Origin of the sequence: Nesterenkonia sp. F (assembly GCF_000220985.1) — a bacterium.
Lineage (GTDB): Bacteria > Actinomycetota > Actinomycetes > Actinomycetales > Micrococcaceae > Nesterenkonia.
Window position 1 is genome coordinate 38,779 of sequence record NZ_AFRW01000103.1, and the last position, 15,889, is coordinate 54,667.

13 protein-coding genes and 1 pseudogene are annotated in these 15,889 nt (G+C 73.1%); 5 read left to right on the forward strand and 9 right to left on the reverse strand.

What is annotated here, in order from left to right:
* The first annotated feature begins 29 nt into the window (after positions 1-29).
* Positions 30-1,256, forward strand: coding sequence for a cysteine desulfurase family protein (locus tag GU5_RS0108885; RefSeq protein ID WP_010525233.1), 1,227 nt, complete (start codon positions 30-32; stop codon positions 1,254-1,256).
* Positions 1,257-1,371: 115 nt separating this feature from the next.
* Here GU5_RS0108885 and GU5_RS0108890 read toward each other — a convergent pair whose 3' ends face one another.
* From GU5_RS0108890 to GU5_RS17070, 9 genes are all read right to left on the reverse strand, one after another.
* Positions 1,372-1,860, reverse strand: a complete 489-nt coding sequence (locus tag GU5_RS0108890) for a DUF664 domain-containing protein (RefSeq protein WP_010525234.1) — start codon at positions 1,858-1,860, stop codon at positions 1,372-1,374.
* Positions 1,861-1,870: 10 nt separating this feature from the next.
* Entirely contained in the window at positions 1,871-2,980 is a 1,110-nt protein-coding gene (locus GU5_RS14920) for a hypothetical protein (RefSeq protein ID WP_010525235.1), read from the reverse strand.
* Entirely contained in the window at positions 2,977-3,396 is a 420-nt protein-coding gene (locus tag GU5_RS14925; RefSeq protein ID WP_139084399.1) for a chorismate mutase, read from the reverse strand. Before GU5_RS14925 ends, GU5_RS14920 begins: the two co-directional genes overlap by 4 nt.
* Positions 3,397-3,415: 19 nt before the next feature.
* A complete protein-coding gene (mnmA, locus tag GU5_RS0108905) occupies positions 3,416-4,564 on the reverse strand; it encodes a tRNA 2-thiouridine(34) synthase MnmA (RefSeq protein WP_029514160.1) in 1,149 nt (382 codons plus the stop codon).
* Between the two features lie 112 nt (positions 4,565-4,676).
* Positions 4,677-5,984, reverse strand: a complete 1,308-nt coding sequence (locus tag GU5_RS0108910) for a DUF58 domain-containing protein (RefSeq protein ID WP_010525238.1) — start codon at positions 5,982-5,984, stop codon at positions 4,677-4,679.
* Positions 5,984-7,060 (reverse strand): AAA family ATPase, encoded by a 1,077-nt coding sequence (locus GU5_RS0108915; protein ID WP_010525239.1) that lies wholly within the window; start codon positions 7,058-7,060, stop codon positions 5,984-5,986. The genes GU5_RS0108910 and GU5_RS0108915 overlap by 1 nt, the downstream gene beginning before the upstream one ends.
* On the reverse strand, positions 7,041-8,516 hold the full coding sequence (locus GU5_RS16380; protein WP_010525240.1) for a DUF4350 domain-containing protein: 1,476 nt from the start codon (positions 8,514-8,516) through the stop codon (positions 7,041-7,043). The genes GU5_RS0108915 and GU5_RS16380 overlap by 20 nt, the downstream gene beginning before the upstream one ends.
* Entirely contained in the window at positions 8,513-9,262 is a 750-nt protein-coding gene (locus tag GU5_RS14935) for a DUF4129 domain-containing protein (RefSeq protein ID WP_158217721.1), read from the reverse strand. Before GU5_RS14935 ends, GU5_RS16380 begins: the two co-directional genes overlap by 4 nt.
* 13 nt (positions 9,263-9,275) lie before the next feature.
* Entirely contained in the window at positions 9,276-10,634 is a 1,359-nt protein-coding gene (locus GU5_RS17070; RefSeq protein WP_010525242.1) for a collagen-like protein, read from the reverse strand.
* A 330-nt stretch (positions 10,635-10,964) separates the two neighbouring features.
* Here GU5_RS17070 and mtrA point away from each other — a divergent pair, with 330 nt between their 5' ends.
* The 4 genes and pseudogenes from mtrA to GU5_RS0108950 all read left to right on the forward strand — a co-directional run.
* Positions 10,965-11,654 carry an MtrAB system response regulator MtrA gene (gene mtrA / locus GU5_RS0108935; RefSeq protein WP_010525243.1) on the forward strand — a complete coding sequence of 230 codons (690 nt, stop codon included), beginning with the start codon at positions 10,965-10,967 and terminating at the stop codon, positions 11,652-11,654.
* A 69-nt stretch (positions 11,655-11,723) separates the two neighbouring features.
* The gene (gene mtrB / locus GU5_RS14940) at positions 11,724-13,631 is read left to right on the forward strand and encodes an MtrAB system histidine kinase MtrB (RefSeq protein WP_010525244.1); all 1,908 of its coding nucleotides are present in this window, start codon (positions 11,724-11,726) and stop codon (positions 13,629-13,631) included.
* Positions 13,628-15,388, forward strand: a complete 1,761-nt coding sequence (locus tag GU5_RS0108945; protein WP_010525245.1) for an LpqB family beta-propeller domain-containing protein — start codon at positions 13,628-13,630, stop codon at positions 15,386-15,388. Before mtrB ends, GU5_RS0108945 begins: the two co-directional genes overlap by 4 nt.
* Positions 15,389-15,499: 111 nt before the next feature.
* Positions 15,500-15,889: pseudogene (locus tag GU5_RS0108950) on the forward strand (hypothetical protein); the annotation flags it as partial.

Below are 15,889 nucleotides of genomic sequence, written 5' to 3' on the forward strand. Positions count from 1 at the left end.
GCGCCTCCGCCCGTAGAATCGGTGCCACGATGACGACGACCTCCCGGTACTTCGACCATGCCGCGACCACGCCCATGAAGCCGGCGGCGCTGGACGCGCTCACCGAGACGCTGACCGCCGCGGAGCCGCGGCTGGCCAACCCCTCCTCGCTGCACGGCTCGGGACGTCGGGCCCGGCTGGCGGTCGACTCCGCCCGGGCGAGGCTGGCGGCCGCGCTGGGCGCCGACGCCTCCGAGGTCATCCTCACCTCAGGGGGCACAGAGGCCGACAACCTGGCGCTGAAGGGTCTCTACTGGCACCGTCGCGACCAGGATCCGCGGCGCGTCCGCATCCTGCTCACCGGCATCGAGCATCATGCCGTGCTGGACACTGTCGAATGGCTCGAGGCTCATGAGGGTGCCGAGCTGGTCTTCGCGCCCGTCGACGCCGACGGGATCGTCGACGTCGACGTCTTCGCCGCGCAGCTGGCCGAGGCGCCGGAGTCGATCGCGCTGGCCACGCTGATGTGGGCGAACAACGAGGTCGGCGCGATCCAGCCGGTGGCCGAGATCGCCGCGCGCTGCGCCGAGCACGAGGTCCCGCTGCACACCGACGCCGTCCAGGCCTTCGGCTCCGAGCCCGCCGGCGCCGCCCCGGTGGACTTCGCCGCCTCCGGGGCGGCCACGCTGGCGGTCAGTGCGCACAAGATCGGCGGGCCGGTCGGCGTCGGCGCGCTGCTGGTCCGCCGCGACGTCGCCCTGACCCCGGTCCTGCACGGCGGCGGGCAGGAGCGCGACATCCGCTCCGGCACTCTCGACGTCGCCGGACTGAGCGCCTTCGCCGCCGTGGCCGAGGAGACCGTGGGCTCGCGGGCCGGGGAGACCCGACGGCTGGCCGGGCTCCGCGACCGGCTGCTGGCCGCCGTCGAGGGTCTCGACGGGGTGCATCTGCGCGGACCGGATCCCCGGGTGCACCCGGAGCGGCGGCTGGCGAACAACCTGCATCTCACCGTCGACGGCGCCGAGGGAGACTCGCTGCTGTTCATGCTCGACATGGCCGGCTTCGACACCGCCACCGGCTCGGCCTGCACCGCCGGAGTGCCGCGGCCCTCGCACGTGCTGCTGGCGATGGGACTGGGCGAGGACGTCGCCCGAGGCGCCCAGCGCTTCACGCTGGGGCACACGACCACCGAGGACGACGTCGGGGCGCTGATCGCCGCGCTGCCGGAGATCGTCTCCCGGGCACGGGCGGCGGGCATGGCCGGCGACCGACGCTGAGGCGGACCCGGAGGGCGCTCTCTCTCCAGGTGTCACGTCCGCACCCAGTTGTCACGTCGCTGCAGGCTCGTGACAACCGGGGCAGGACGTGACACTCGGGGAGGGGGCCTGGGGCTCAGCGACCGGGGCCGTCCACCACGTCGCGGGTGATCTCCGCATGCCCCAGGTGCTGGCAGACCTCCTCGAAGACGTGCAGCAGCACTCCGCGGCAGCTGGCCGTCCAGGGGTGGTCCCGCCCGGCGGGCACAGCCGCAGGCGCGGCGTCCAGATCCGTGGCGGCGACGTCGTCGAGGAAGTCCGCGCGGGTGTGCGAGGCGAGGGCCAGGGCGTCGGCCACCGGCATCCGCGCGGTGAACTCGGCGTCCCGGTCGCGGGGGACGGGGAGGCCGCGGTTCACCGAGCACGACCAGCGGCGCATCATGCCGCACACGTGGACGAGCAGCTGGATCGGGGAGTTCATCGTCTCCGGCCTGCCGGCGGCGGGCACGGCGTTCGCCGTCGCATCGTCGCCGGAGGCGACCAGCTCCACCAGCTCGTCGAACTTCGTCAGGATGAACGCGACCAGCACCTCGTCGTCGTGCGGAACTCCGTCAGTCGCCGGCATGGCGTTCCTGTCAGCCTCCCATCCGGTCGGTCAGCGCCTCGGCGGCGTCGCGGATGCGGGTCGCCGCCCGCAGCGCCTCGGTCTCCCGGGCCTCGGCCAGCTGAGCGTGGTGGGCGGCGTCGAAGGGGGTCAGCAGCATCGCCGCCAGCGACGACGGCGCCATGCCCAGCCGGTGCCAGGGCTGGGCGAGCCGGGCGGCCAGCGTGCTGACCTCCGGCACTGCGGCCGGCGTCGAAGCGTCGACGCCGACGACCTCGCCCGGATGCAGCAGCCCGGCGAGGAACTCCACTCCCTGCTCGGCCAGCGTCGCGGCGCGCTCCCAGTCGGCGGTGTCCAGCCGGGTCACCGGCAGGCCGAAGCCGTCGACGCGCTCGTCGCCGCGGGTCAGATGGTCTTCGAGGTGCTCGGCGGCGACCGGCGCGCCGAGGTCCAGCAGGATGCGCTCGGCGCCGGCGGCGCGCACCGCGGCGGCGACCTCGCCGATCATCCGGCGGGTCTCGTCGCGCGGCAGCGAGCGGATCGTGCGGTAGCCGCTGACCGTGGGCACCGCGCCGGCACGGACCCGTGAATGGTCCGCCTCGTCCAGCACCACCGTCAGCGAGGACGGCTGGCAGGCGCGTCGCACGTGGGCCAGATGCTCGCCGAGGCCGGCGGCCAGCGAGGCGGCGACGTCGCGTCGGGCGCCGTGATCGACCAGGACCTTCTCGCCGGAGGGCACGGCCAGCTGCGCGGCCAGGCTGACCGGACCCAGCAGGTGCAGCACCAGGCCTGGGGCGCCGTCGGCGTGGGCGCCGGATTCGGCGGCGGCGCCGCGCACATCGGCGACGGCGTCGACGTCGGCGGTCAGCTGCCTCTCGGCCCGCTGCCGGTCGGCGCCGGGGCGCTGGGTGAGTCGCCAGCCGTAGGAGGTCAGCTCGGCGGGCAGCTCGCTGAGCAGCGCCGTCGCACGGCCCAGCTGCGTGCCGTGATGGCCGCGGCGGGGCAGGGCCGGCAGCGAGGGCAGATGCGGAGCGGCCAGCTCGGCCTCCAGGCGCTCGGCGACGCCGGGCATGGCGAGACCGGGCATCGTCGCCGGCGCGGAGGCGGTCACCTGCGTCGCGGAGGAGGGGCGCGGGCTCATCGGGCGTCGTCGGCGGTCGGCTCGACGTCGGCCGCCCCGGCGACGTCCGGGGCGGAGGAGCCGCCTGGAGCCGCGTCGGCGGAGGAGGCCGAGATCGCCTGGTGGTGGCGGATGACCTCCTCGATGATGAAGTTCAGGAACTTCTCGGCGAAGTCCGGGTCCAGCTGCGCGTCCTCGGCCAGACGCTTCAGACGCTCGATCTGCCGGCGCTCGCGGGCCGGGTCGGCCGGCGGCAGGTCGTGGTTCGCCTTGAGCACCCCGACCCGCTGGGTGGCCTTGAACCGCTCGGCGAGCAGATACACCAGGGTCGCGTCGATGTTGTCGATGCTGGCGCGCATGGCCAGCAGCTCGTCGAGGACCTCGGGGTCGACGCGGCCGGCGGCGTCGCCGCCGCGCGCATCCGGCGTATCAGGCATGGAGCTCATGGTCTCCAGCCTAATCGGCGCCGACCGGTTCGTAGTGGTGCGACCGGGCGGTGTCGATGGTGGCCTGCCCCAGCACGCGGGTCCCCTGGTACATCACCGCCGTCTGGCCGGGCGCGACGCCCGTCAGCGGCTCGACCAGCTCGACGATCAGCCGTGAGGCGCCGTCCTCGGTCTCCGGCTCCTGGGACTCGACGCGGGCGCGGGCGGGGACCGGGTCGGCGTGGGCGCGGATCTGCAGCTCGACGTCGAACCAGGCGCCGGCGACCGCCTCGGCCACCGGCTCGCCGGCCCAGGAGAGCCGGATGCCGGTCAGCCCGTCGATCTCCAGCATCTCCTTCGGCCCGGCGACGACGGTGTTCTCCTTCGGCCGGACCTCGAGCACATAGCGCGGCTTGCCGTCGGCGGCGGGGCGGCCGAGCTGCAGGCCGCGGCGCTGCCCGACGGTGTAGGCCTGCGACCCGCCGTGCTCGCCGATCGTCTCCCCGTCGGGATCGACGATGGGTCCGTCCTGCAGATCGATCTGTTCGGCCAGCCAGCCGCGGGTGTCGCCGTCGGGGATGAAGCAGATGTCGTGGGAGTCGGGCTTCTTCGCCACGGAGAGGCCGCGCTCGGCGGCCTCGGTGCGGACCAGCTCCTTCGACGGCGTCTCGCCCAGCGGGAACCAGCAGTGGCGCAGCTGCTCGTGGGTGAGCACGCCGAGCACATAGGACTGGTCCTTCGTCCAGGTCGCCGCACGGTGCAGCTGCCGGTCCCCGTGCTCGTCGGTGATCACCGTGGCGTAGTGGCCGGTGACCACGGCGTCGAAGCCCAGCGCGATGGCCTTGTCCAGCAGCGCTTCGAACTTGATCTTCTCGTTGCACCGCATGCACGGATTCGGCGTGCGTCCGGCGGCGTACTCGGCGATGAAGTCGTCGACGACGTCCTCCTTGAACCGTGCCGAGAAGTCCCAGACGTAGAAGGGGATGCCCAGCGTCTCGCAGGCGCGCCAGGCGTCGGAGGAGTCCTCGATGGTGCAGCAGCCGCGCGAGCCGGTGCGCAGCGTTCCGGGCATGCGGGAGAGCGCCAGATGCACCCCGACCACCTCGTGGCCGGCATCGACGGCGCGGGCGGCGGCGACGGCGGAGTCGACGCCTCCGGACATGGCAGCGAGAATCTTCACCCTTCAACGCTACGCGGGCGGCACCGCGGGCGGCAAAGTCCCGTCGCCGGGGCGCGAACCGGACGAAGGATCGGGGTCGGCGGGGCCCGGACGGTCCAGCTCGACGTCGAGCTCACAGCCTCCCGGCGGCCTTGAGCCGGATGTAGGCGTCGGCCAGCTGCGGAGGCAGCTCATGCGGCGGCGCGTCCACGACTTCGGCCCCGAGGGCGCCCAGCTGACTGATCAGCGCCTGCCGCTCGATCATCGCCCGTTCGGCGGCGGCGGCGCGGTAGACCTCGCCGAGGTCGCCGCGGGCCAGCGAACGGCGATCCAGCTCCGGGTCGCGGACGGCGGCGACGAGCACCAGGTGCTTCTGCGTCAGCTGAGGCAGCACCGGCAGCAGGCCCTCCTCCAGCGAGGCCGAGTCCAGCGAGGTCAGCACCACCACCAGCGAGCGCTGCGAGGTCACCTTCTGCACGTGGGCCGGCAGCTGGGAGAAGTCGGCCTCCACCAGCTGCGGCTCCAGCTCGGCCATGGCGTGGACCATCCGGTGGAGGAAGTCGCCGGAGGCGGCCGAGCGGGCCCGGGCGGAGACGTCGCGGTCGAAGCCCAGGAAGTCGACCCGGTCCCCGGCGCCGGCGGCCAGCACGCCGAGCAGCAGCGAGGCCTCCATGCCGGTGTCCAGGACCGGCTCGTCGGCCACCCTCGCCGCCGAGGTGCGCGAGGTGTCCAGGCACAGCACCACCCGACGGTCACGTTCCGGCCGCCAGGTGCGGACCACCAGCTGCTGGCCGGCCCCGCCCTGCCGCCGGGCGGTGGCGCGCCAGTCGATCGAGCGCACGTCGTCGCCGCGGACATATTCGCGCAGCGAGTCGAACTCGGTGCCGGCCCCGCGCAGCTGCACTGCGGTCTGACCGTCCAGCTCGCGCAGCCGCTGCAGCTTCGAGGGCAGGTGCCGGCGCGAGCTGAACGCCGGCAGCACGCGCAGCTCGTGGGGGACGTGATGGGTGACCTGTCGGCCGGCCAGCCCCAGCGGACCCAACGATCGGATCGTCGCCGAGGGGCTGACCAGCCGGCCGCGGCGCGTCGGGCGCAGCGCAGTGGCCACACGGCGCCGCTCTCCGGGCGACAGCGCGATCCGGTGCTCGGGAGCCTCGGCGCCGGCGCTGGGCTGCCATCCGTCGCGGAGCAGCCCGTGCAGCCGCCGGCGACCCTGATGATGCACCGCCGTCGTCGCCGTCGTCGTCCGCCCCAGCCGGACCGCCTCCGTCGGGACCCGGTCGACGCGGATCCTCCGCGGGGAGCCGGCCAGCAGCAGGTCCACGACGACGAGCACTGCCAGCAGCGCCAGACAGACCGCGACCGTCGCGGGGACCGGCACGGCCACCACGACGATGCTCAGCGCCAGGGCGAGGCCCAGCAGTCGACCGGTGAGCACCATCAGCGCGGCACCGGGACGGTGGCCAGGATGCCCTGCAGCACGTCGTCGGCGCTGACCCCGTCCATCGAGGCCTCCGGGCGCAGCGAGACGCGGTGGCGCAGGCAGGGCAGTGCCAGCGCCTTGACGTCGTCGGGGGTCACGAAGTCCCGACCCGAGAGCCAGGCCCAGGCCTTGGCGGCGTTGAGCAGGGCGGTGGCGCCGCGCGGCGAGACGCCGAGCTGGAAGCTGGGCGCCTGGCGGGTGGCCCGGGCGACGTCGACGATGTAGGCCACCACCTCCGGAGCGATGGCGACCCGCCACACTGCTCGGCGGGCGGCGAGGACGTCGTCGGCCCCGGCGATGGGCCGCACCCCGGCGTCGGCGAGGTCGGAGGGATTGAACCCGGCGGCGTGGCGGCGGACGACCTCGATCTCCTCGCCGCGCTGGGGAAGCTCCAGGGTGACTTTCAGCAGGAAGCGGTCGAGCTGAGCTTCCGGCAGCGGGTAGGTGCCCTCGTACTCGACGGGGTTCTGCGTCGCCGCGACCAGGAACGGATCCGGCAGCCCGTGGCCCAGCCCGTCGACCGAGACCTGGCGCTCCTCCATGGCCTCGAGCAGCGAGGCCTGGGTCTTCGGCGGGGTGCGGTTGATCTCGTCGGCGAGCAGCAGATTGGTGAAGATCGGGCCCTCGCGGAAGCTGAAGTCGCCGGTGGTCGAGTCGTAGACCAGCGAGCCGGTGACGTCGCCGGGCATCAGATCCGGGGTGAACTGCACTCGTGCGGTGTCCAGCGAGAGCGAGGCGGAGAGCGAGCGCACCAGCAGCGTCTTGGCCACGCCGGGCACGCCCTCGAGGAGCACGTGGCCGCGCACCAGCAGGCCGATGAGCACTGCGGTCACCGCCCCGTCCTGGCCGACGACGGCCTTGGCGACCTCCTGGCGGACCCGGTGGAAGCGGTCGCGCAGCACGTCGTCGCCGGGTTCGTCGCTGGGCTCGGCGCCGGATTCGTCGCCCGCCCCGGTCGGGGCGGGTGCGGCGGGCACCGGGTCGCTCAGCTGCTGGGGGAAGGGAGTCTGGTCGTCAGTCACGGGAGAGTCCATCGCTTCCGTCGTGTCGGTCGGCAGGGTCGGCAGGGTCGGCAGGGTCGGCGGGGTCGGCGGGGTCGGCGGAGTCCGGGCGGCGCGGACCCAGGCCGCTGCGGATGCGCACCTCGTCCTCCAGGGCGGCCAGCTCCTGGGAGAAGCGCAGCAGATCGGAGCTGGAGGTCACCGCGGCGGCGTCGAGCATGCGGGCCACGGCGCGGGGCTCCCGGCCGGTGGTCGACGCCGTCGCATGCACGATCGCGGGCTCCTCGGCGGCCGGGCCGAGACGCAGCAGCCGGGCGAGCCGCAGCATGTGTGCCGAGCGGAGCGTGCGGGCGGCGGCGTCGACGGCGTCGACCTGCTGGTAGAGGCGGGCCCGGCCCTCGGCGGTCTCCGAGGCCGGGACCTGCACCGGCAGCGGTTCGGAGATGATCGGGCCGCGGCGTCGTCCGGCCACCAGGATCAGCAGTCCGGCGACGATCACCAGCCACCAGCTCAGCGTGGCCACCCAGTCCGGCAGGTGGTCCCAGGCGGAGCCGGGGGCGGCGTCGGCGACGTCGGCGGCGGTGCTGCGGTACCAGACCAGATCTTCGTCCTGCCCGAAGAGCCAGAGTCCCAGCGCCGCGTGGCCCTCGTCGGCGATCGTGCTGTTGGTGAAGGCATCGGGGGAGCCGAAGACCGCCCCGGCGTCGGTGAGCACCATCGTCGCGGCCGGTGCCGTCGTCTCCGAGCTCGGCTCGTCGCCGGAGGACGCCGCCGCGGAGTTCTCCCCGGTCTCGGCCGGTCCGCCGCCGTCGCCTGGTCCGAACCGGGCGAAGCAGGAGGGGAGGTCCGTGCGATAGAGGTCACCGGAGGCGGCGATGCTGCCGGCGCTGCGAGCGGCGGGCGACGGGCAGGCGGGGCCGGCGCGCAGCACCGGTGGCTGCTCGCCGAGGTCGAGGCTCGGCCCGGTGACCAGGTCCTCGACGTCGAGGCGCCCCGAGCCGACGGCGTCGAGGGTCTCTCCCGAGGGGGAGAGGAAGACGGTCTCGCCCTGCCAGCCGGTCTCCTCGGCGAGCGTGCCGTCGGCGAGCCCGGAGCGGATGCTGCGGTCCATCGGCCAGTCGGCTTCGAAGCCGACCATCGTGGCCTCCGGATGCTCGGAGAGCCTGGTGCGCAGCTGCTCGGCGCCGCCGACCTCGTGGATGGTGACGCCCTGGTCCTCCAGGACCCCGGCGACGGCCCGGTACCCGTCCTGCTCGGTGCTGCCCAGGCTGTAGGGGGCGACGTCCGGGGTGGTCAGCAGCTGCTGGGCGAGGGTGAGCGTCATGCCGCACACGACCAGCAGCACCCAGAACTGCCAGCGGCGCCAGGTCCTGCGCAGGGCGGTGCGGCCGCTCTCGACGGTGGCGCCCGGCATGTCGGCGCTCGGGGCCGGCGCGGCAGCCTCGGCGGAGGCGGTGGTCTCAGCGGAGGTGGGGTGGGAATCAGTCATCGCGGCGCCACCATCTGTACGGCCGGGAACGGCTCGGCGCCGTCGTCGGGTCGGCTGGTCTGCAGCGCGGCGTCGAGGGCGGCCAGCTCCTCGCAGTCCCGGGCGGAGAGCGGGCGCCCGCCGTAGCGCGAGAGGTTGAACAGATCGGCGGCGACGCGCAGGTGACCGCGCTGGGCGGTGAAGACCGCGCCCAGTCCGACGGCGGCCTCGGTGGCGGTGCGCCCGGCCCCGGCGGGCAGCAGATCACGTTCCTCGGCGGTGCGGACGATCGCCCGGAAGCGGTCGCGGAAGGCCGCGTCCGGATCGCCGGCGGCCAGCCGACGGGCGGCCCGGTCGCGCAGCTCCTCGGCAGTGATCCCGTGCTCCTCCTCCAACGCCCGGTCCTCGACGGAGGCATGCCGCAGCCGAGGTCGCACGAGCAGCAGGACCAGCACGATCGCGACGGCGAGGAGCACCAGCAGCAGCACCGGGCCGTAGGGGATGTCCACGCCGGTGAGGGTGATCATGCGGTCGTCCAGCCAGGCCAGCGCATCAGCGATCAGTCGGCGGATCGGACCGCCGTCGGCAGTGTCGTAGCGACTGTCGCGGAGCTCCTCCTCGAGCAGCTCGCGGGCGCCGTCGCGGGTCGGCCGCAGCGGCGGCGAGTCCGCGGCCGCAGTCAGCGTCGCTGACCCGTCGACGGAGGCGGACGACGGGGCGGCGGCGGGCGCGGCCCAGAGAGCGGCCCACGGAGGAAGAGCGGTCATCAGCACCAGGATCCTACTGCGGCCTCGCCGGACCGCCGTCGTCCGGGCCGCCGGGTTGACCGTAGGGACCGGGCTGGTCCGGCTGGCCATAGGGACCGGGCTGGCCCGGCTGGCCATAGGGACCGGGCTGGCCCGGCTGGCCATAGGGACCGGGCTGACCGTACGGGCCGGGCTGACCGTAGGCGCCCGAGTGGCCGTATCCGGGCTGATGCGTCTGCGGGGCGGCCTCCCGGGGCCGGCCCAGATGCTCCACCGAACCGGGCACGGTGACGCCGTCGTCGTGAGCGCCTTCGGCCGCGGCCATCAGCGCGACGTCGAGCCCCTCCCGGCGATGGCGGGCGTCGAGGTACATGACTGCCACGACGGCGCCGATCAGGGCGACCACCAGCGAGCTGGTCATCGTGGTGATCAGCGTGCCGGCCGCCAGGGTGATCGTCGACCCGATCCCCGGCTCGGTGACGCCGCCGGGGGAGACCGAGCTGCCGGCGCCGGCGGCGCCGATCATCCCGGCGACGAGTCCCAGGATGGTGCTGGCGACGAAGACCATGAGCAGGAGCAGCGCCAGCGTGCCCATCGTGGCCCACCGGCGGCCGGTGCTGAGCGCCCAGGAGCGGCCGAGGGACTCCATCGGGCCGCGACGCTCGACGAGCACGATCATCGGCGCGTACATCAGCCCGGCAGTCATCCAGAGGCCCAGCAGCAGGAAGGCCGGCAGAGCGAGCAGCGCGCCGATGCCGAAGGTGAGGGCGGTGACCAGGATGGCCGCCGTGCCCGCGACGACGGTCACCAGCACGCCGGTCACCGCGAGCAGCAGCACATTGGCGATCAGCGCTCCGATCCGGTCGCGGCGCAGCGTCAGCGTCTGGAGGAACTCGGTGCGCCAGCCCCAGGCGGCCCGCATCGTCGGCAGCACGATCAGCGCGAAGCCCACGGTCAGCAGCAGGTTCTGCAGGATGGTGATCACAACAGTCGCCGTGTAGTACGGAACTGACTCCGCCAGCGCGGAGAACATCTGATCCTCCGACCAGGTGGAGACCATCATCTGGTTCTCGAAGGTCGCCAGCGGGGCGGGGAAGAGCACCTGGGCGAGCATCAGCAGCAGGAAGGTGACCAGGCCGACCAGCACCGGCAGCCCCAGCACCGCCTTCGGCGCATGGCGCAGCATCGCGGTCCCTCCGCCGAGCACCTCGCCGAGACTCATCCGGCGCAGCGGGAAGACGGCGCCGGGGCGGGCCGGATCGCCCGCGGCGGCGCCCGGTCCGGCGTGGGGGCCCTGCGGGCCCCAGGACGAAGGGGGCTGGGTCACGTCATCCTCCTGAGCGGACTCCGGCGCCGTGGGCCGCACGGCGTCCAGGTCATCGGTATCTTCCATGTCATCCGTGTCCTCGACCCCGTCGGAGTGATCTGTGGAGGGTGTCGGCGCGACGCCGGCCGAGGCGGGCGGAGGCGGTCGCGCGGCGGCGCGGCGTCGGCGTCGTCCCGGGCCTGCGGCCGTCTCCGTCCCGCTCCTCACTCTATAGCCCGCCGGGTGCAGTTCGCAGGCGACACTTCAGGGTTGTGGAGGAATCGACTCCACACAGGGTCTCGTCGGGGGCTCCGCCGGGACGCGGATCCCGCGCCGGAGTCGCCGGTGACGCGGGGTCGTCATATATCCTGACCGCACACGTCAGCTGAGCCAGGGGACTGAGGAACAGGAGTGCGGATGAAAGCCAGGATTCTGGTCGTCGACGATGACGAGGCGCTGGCCGAGATGATCGGCATCGTGCTGCGCAACGACGGCTTCGAACCCACCTTCTGCGTCACCGGGGACGAGGCTCTCGAGGCCTTCCGGACGACCAGACCCGACCTCGTCCTGCTGGATCTGATGCTGCCGGGCAAGGACGGCATCGAAGTCTGCCGGGAGATGCGCGAGGAGGCCGACACTCCGATCGTCATGCTCACCGCGAAGTCCGACACCGCCGACGTCGTCCGCGGCCTGGAGGCCGGCGCCGACGACTACGTGCCCAAGCCGTTCAAGCCCGCCGAGCTCGTCGCTCGGGTGAGGGCGCGGCTGCGACCGACCGAGCATGTCGAGCGCCACGGCGACGAGCCGCTGACCATCGGAGATCTGAGCATCGACGTCGCCGGCCATGAGGTCCGGCGCGGCAGCACGAGCATCTCGCTCACCCCGCTGGAGTTCGACCTGCTGACTGCGCTGGCGCGCAAGCCCTGGCAGGTGTGGAACCGGGAGATGCTGCTCGAGGAGGTCTGGGGCTATCAGCACCAGGCCGACACACGACTGGTCAACGTCCACGTCCAGCGGCTGCGCTCGAAGATCGAGAAGGATCCGGAGAACCCCGAGATCGTCCAGACCGTGCGCGGCGTGGGCTACAAGGCCGGAGGGCAGGGATAGGTCATCGCTGAGGAGGAGACCAGGGCCTCCGCCTCGCGCGCCGTCGCGACCACCACGGGCTCGATCCCGGTGATCCCGCCGGTCGAGGCGGAGGAGTCCGCTCGCGCGTCCGAGGGGGCCGAGGGCGAGCCCCGCCGCGGCGCCGGGCGTCGGCTGTGGCGCGCCGTGTCGCGGCTGCCGCGGCTGTGGGGACGTTCGCTGCTGTTCCGCGCCGTCGCCTTCACCGGCGTGCTCACCCTGGTCAGCACGCTGCTCGTCGCGGCCTTCCTGACCCAGCAGGTGACCACCGGACTCTTCCAGGAGCGCTTCGACCAGGTCGAGCTGCAGGCGGTGAGCGGTCTGGAGCAGGGCAAGCAGCTGTTCAACGAGCTGTCCGCCTCCAACCCCACCGAGGCCGAGCGCAGCGTCGACGACACCATCGGGGTGCTGGCCGACGAGGGCTCCGAGCTGCGCCGCGGGATCCTGCTGGAGCCGCTGAACCCCGAGCAGAGGTCCTGGGTGCAGGCGTCGGCGACCGACGACGCGATCAGCGACGTCGTCTCCGACGAGCTGGCCGCCTCGGTGGCCGACGGCGACGCGCAGTACTGGCAGTCGGTGTCCATCGGGGACGACGGCGAGGAGGTGCCCGGCGTCGTCTTCGGCACTCGGGTCAATCTGCCGCCCGGAGAGGCCTGGGGGCTGTACTTCGTCTACGACTTCTCCACCGTGCAGGAGACGCTGACCTTCTTCCTGCGGATCCTGCTGCTGGCCGGCCTGACCGTCCTGGTGCTCAACATGGCCATCGTCGCCTGGGTGACGCGCTCGGTGGTCAAGCCGATCTCGCACGCCGCCGAGGTCTCCGAGCGGATCGCCGCCGGCCAGCTCGACCAGCGCCTGGCTGTTCGCGGCGAGGACGAGATCGCCCGACTGGGCATCTCCTTCAACCGGATGGCCTCCAACCTGCAGGAGCAGATCACGCGCCTGGCGAACCTGTCGAAGATGCAGCAGCGCTTCGTCTCCGACGTCTCCCACGAGCTGCGGACCCCGCTGACGACCGTGCGGATGGCCTCGGAGGTGCTGCATCAGTCCAAGGACGACTTCGACGTCGTCAACCAGCGCTCCGCCGAGCTGCTCCATCACCAGGTCGAGCGCTTCGAGGCGCTGCTCGGCGACCTGCTGGAGATGTCGCGCTTCGATGCCGGGGCCGCGGAGCTGGCGCTGACCGACGTCGACCTGCGCAGCCTGGCCGAGGAGGTGCTGACCTCGGCGCTGCCGCTGGCCGACCAGCAGGACGCGAAGCTGTCGATCGTCGTCCAGGGGGAGGACTTCGTCGCGCGGGTGGACCCGCGGCGCATCGACCGGATCCTGCGGAACCTGGTCAACAACGCCGTCGAGCATTCCGAGGGGCGTCCGGTGGACGTGGTCATCGCCTCCTCGCCGACGGCGGTGGGTCTGGCGGTCCGCGACCACGGCATCGGGATGAGCCCCTCGGAGGTCGGCCACGTCTTCGACCGCTTCTGGCGCGCCGATCCGGCGCGGGCCCGCACGACCGGGGGATCCGGGCTGGGACTGTCCATCGCCACCGAGGACACCCGGCTGCACCAGGGCGCGCTGGACGCCTGGGGGCAGAAGGGACAGGGCGCCTGCTTCCGCCTGGTGCTGCCGCGCCGCCAGGACGTGCCCTATCGCGCCTCGCCGCTGGCGCTGCCGCCGGTCTACCGCGCCTCGGACCGCCGATCGGTCAGCGGGTCGGAGGTCGTCGGGCCGTCGGCCGGCGCGACGGCGTACGATCGGCTGACCGAGCAGTCGCTGGGCGAGCAGTCCTCGTATGTCGGCGCCGGCAGCGATGACGGTGCCGACGGCGTCGACGGCGCCGCGGATGACACGACGGCCGTCGCCGCGGACCATGGGGAGGGCGACGAGCGAGAGGAGCGCGGCCGCCGGCCGCGCGACGACGAGGACCCGCAGGACCCGACGGCCGAGGAGGCGGACGCATGAGCACCGGACGTCGCGGTCGGGCGACCGCGCTGCTGGCCGTCGTCCTCGCGACGGCGCTGTTGCTCGTCTCGGCCTGCGCACCGATGATTCCGACCAGCGGGCCGGTCGGCACCTCGCAGCCGGAGTCGGACGACGACACGCAGTACCTCAGCCAGCCCGCCTCCCCGCAGCCCGGCGCGACGGCGGAGACGATCATCCGGGACTTCATCAAGGCCGGCGTCGGCGCCGAGGACGACTTCGCCGTCGCCCGCGAGTACCTCACCGAGGAGGCCTCGCAGCAGTGGCGCCCCACGGAGCGCACGCTGGTCTACACCTCGGATCCCGCGATCTTCTCCGAGGGGGACGACACCTACTCGGTGCAGGTCGGCGTGGACTCCTCCGTGGACGCGAACGGCATCATGACCCCGCGGACCTCCTCACCGGACTCGGTGGAGTTCACCCTCACCCGTGAGGACGGTGAGGACGGTGAGGACGGTGAGGACGGCGAATGGCGGATCGCCGAGGCGCCGCAGGGGATCATGCTCAGCAGCACGGCGTTCTCGCAGACGTTCCGGGCCCACACGCTCTACTTCTACGACCGACAGCACGAGTACACCGTGCCCGACCGCCGATGGTTCATGGAGCGCGGCCGCGACGTCGCCGCCGAGACGATGCGCGCGCTGCTCGACGGACCCGCCCCCTATCTGCAGTCCGCGGTGGACTCTGCCTTCCCGGACGGCGCGGTGATGACCAGAGGCCCCTTCGAGGGCGAGGACGGGGCGACCACGATCGAGCTGGACTCCGAGCGCATCGCCGGCACCACCGCCGAGGAGCGGAGTCTGATGCGCCATCAGGCGAGCCTGTCGCTCGACGGGCTGCCGGATGTCGGCGACGTCGACCTGAGTGCCGGACAGTGGACCTTCGACGGCTCGAGCAGCCTCGAGGCGCTCGGCATCACCCATCGTCCGGAGGTCCAGTCGCTGCAGGTCGGCGTGCACGACGGGCGGCTGAAGCTGCTGGAGGGGCTGCAGACGCTGTCGATCGCGGGGCTGCCGGACATCTCCGACCTGGATCCGCAGGCTCCGGCGATGCCCGAGGCCGCCGACGACGTCTACGCCTTCCTCGACGGCGACCGCGAGAACCTCTATCACGTGCGCCCCGACCGGTCCGCGGTGTCGGTGGTCGAGGGGGAGGCGCTCTCCCGGCCTTCGATGGACAACGACGGCTGGACCTGGACGGTCAGCAACTCCGACTCCGGCGCCACGATCCACGCGGTGCCCTATGACGAGTCGATGGAGGCTCCAGCGGTGAAGGTCAGCGCCGACTGGCTCGACGGCCGGGAGATCACCTCGCTGCGCATCGCCCAGGACGGGGCCCGCGCGGCGATGGTCGTCGACGACGGCGGCGAGCGGACGCTCTACGTCGCCGGCGTCGTCCGCGACTCCGAGGGGATCCCGCGGGGGCTGACCACTCCGATGGCGCTGCCGACCACCGTCGAGATCGAACACGTGCGCTGGGACGCGAACGACGCGCTGGTCGTCTGGCAGCCCGGCGGCGTCGAGGATGAGGCGGTGCAGATCCAGCGGGTCACGCTGGACATGACCACCGAGGACGTGGGCGAAGTCCTGCTGGCGGTGCGCAACGTCTCCACCGGCGAGGGGGCCGACCTCGAGCTGATGGCCGAGACGCCGGACTCCTCCGTGGTCACCCTTCCCGGCGACATATGGAATCTGGACGATCAGGACGTCGCGCTGCGCGACTACGCCTACGCAGGGTGAGCGCACGCTGAAGACGCCGGCCGAGCGTGCCGCAGGCGGCGACACGCCGGACTCTCCACAGGGGCGGATTCCGGCTGGTCCTCGGGCCCGAGGCCGGGCAGGCTGGCCGTCATGGAGCACCTTCCGTCCGAGCCGCCGGATGCCCCTCTCGGTCCGCGTGATGCCGCCCGGCCGGCCGCGCTGCTCGACCGGCTCTGGTTCTCCCGCCCAGGCCACGGCCTGCGGCGCGCGGTCGACGACGCCGCGGGCCTGCTGGTGCCGGTGTGGTGTCTGGGCTGCGGGGCCGAGGGCCGGCAGCTGTGCTCCCCGTGCGCCGAGGACCTGCGCCGGGCGCTGGCACGGCCGCGCCCCGCCGAACGCCAGGCCATGGCCCTGCCGATCGTCCACCGCCGCGATCCCGCCGGCGACTCGCATCCCGAGGTGCTCCCGGTCACCGCCGCCGGGCGCTACGACGGCGTCGTCGCCCGCGCCGTGCTGGGCTTCAAGGATCACGAGCACATC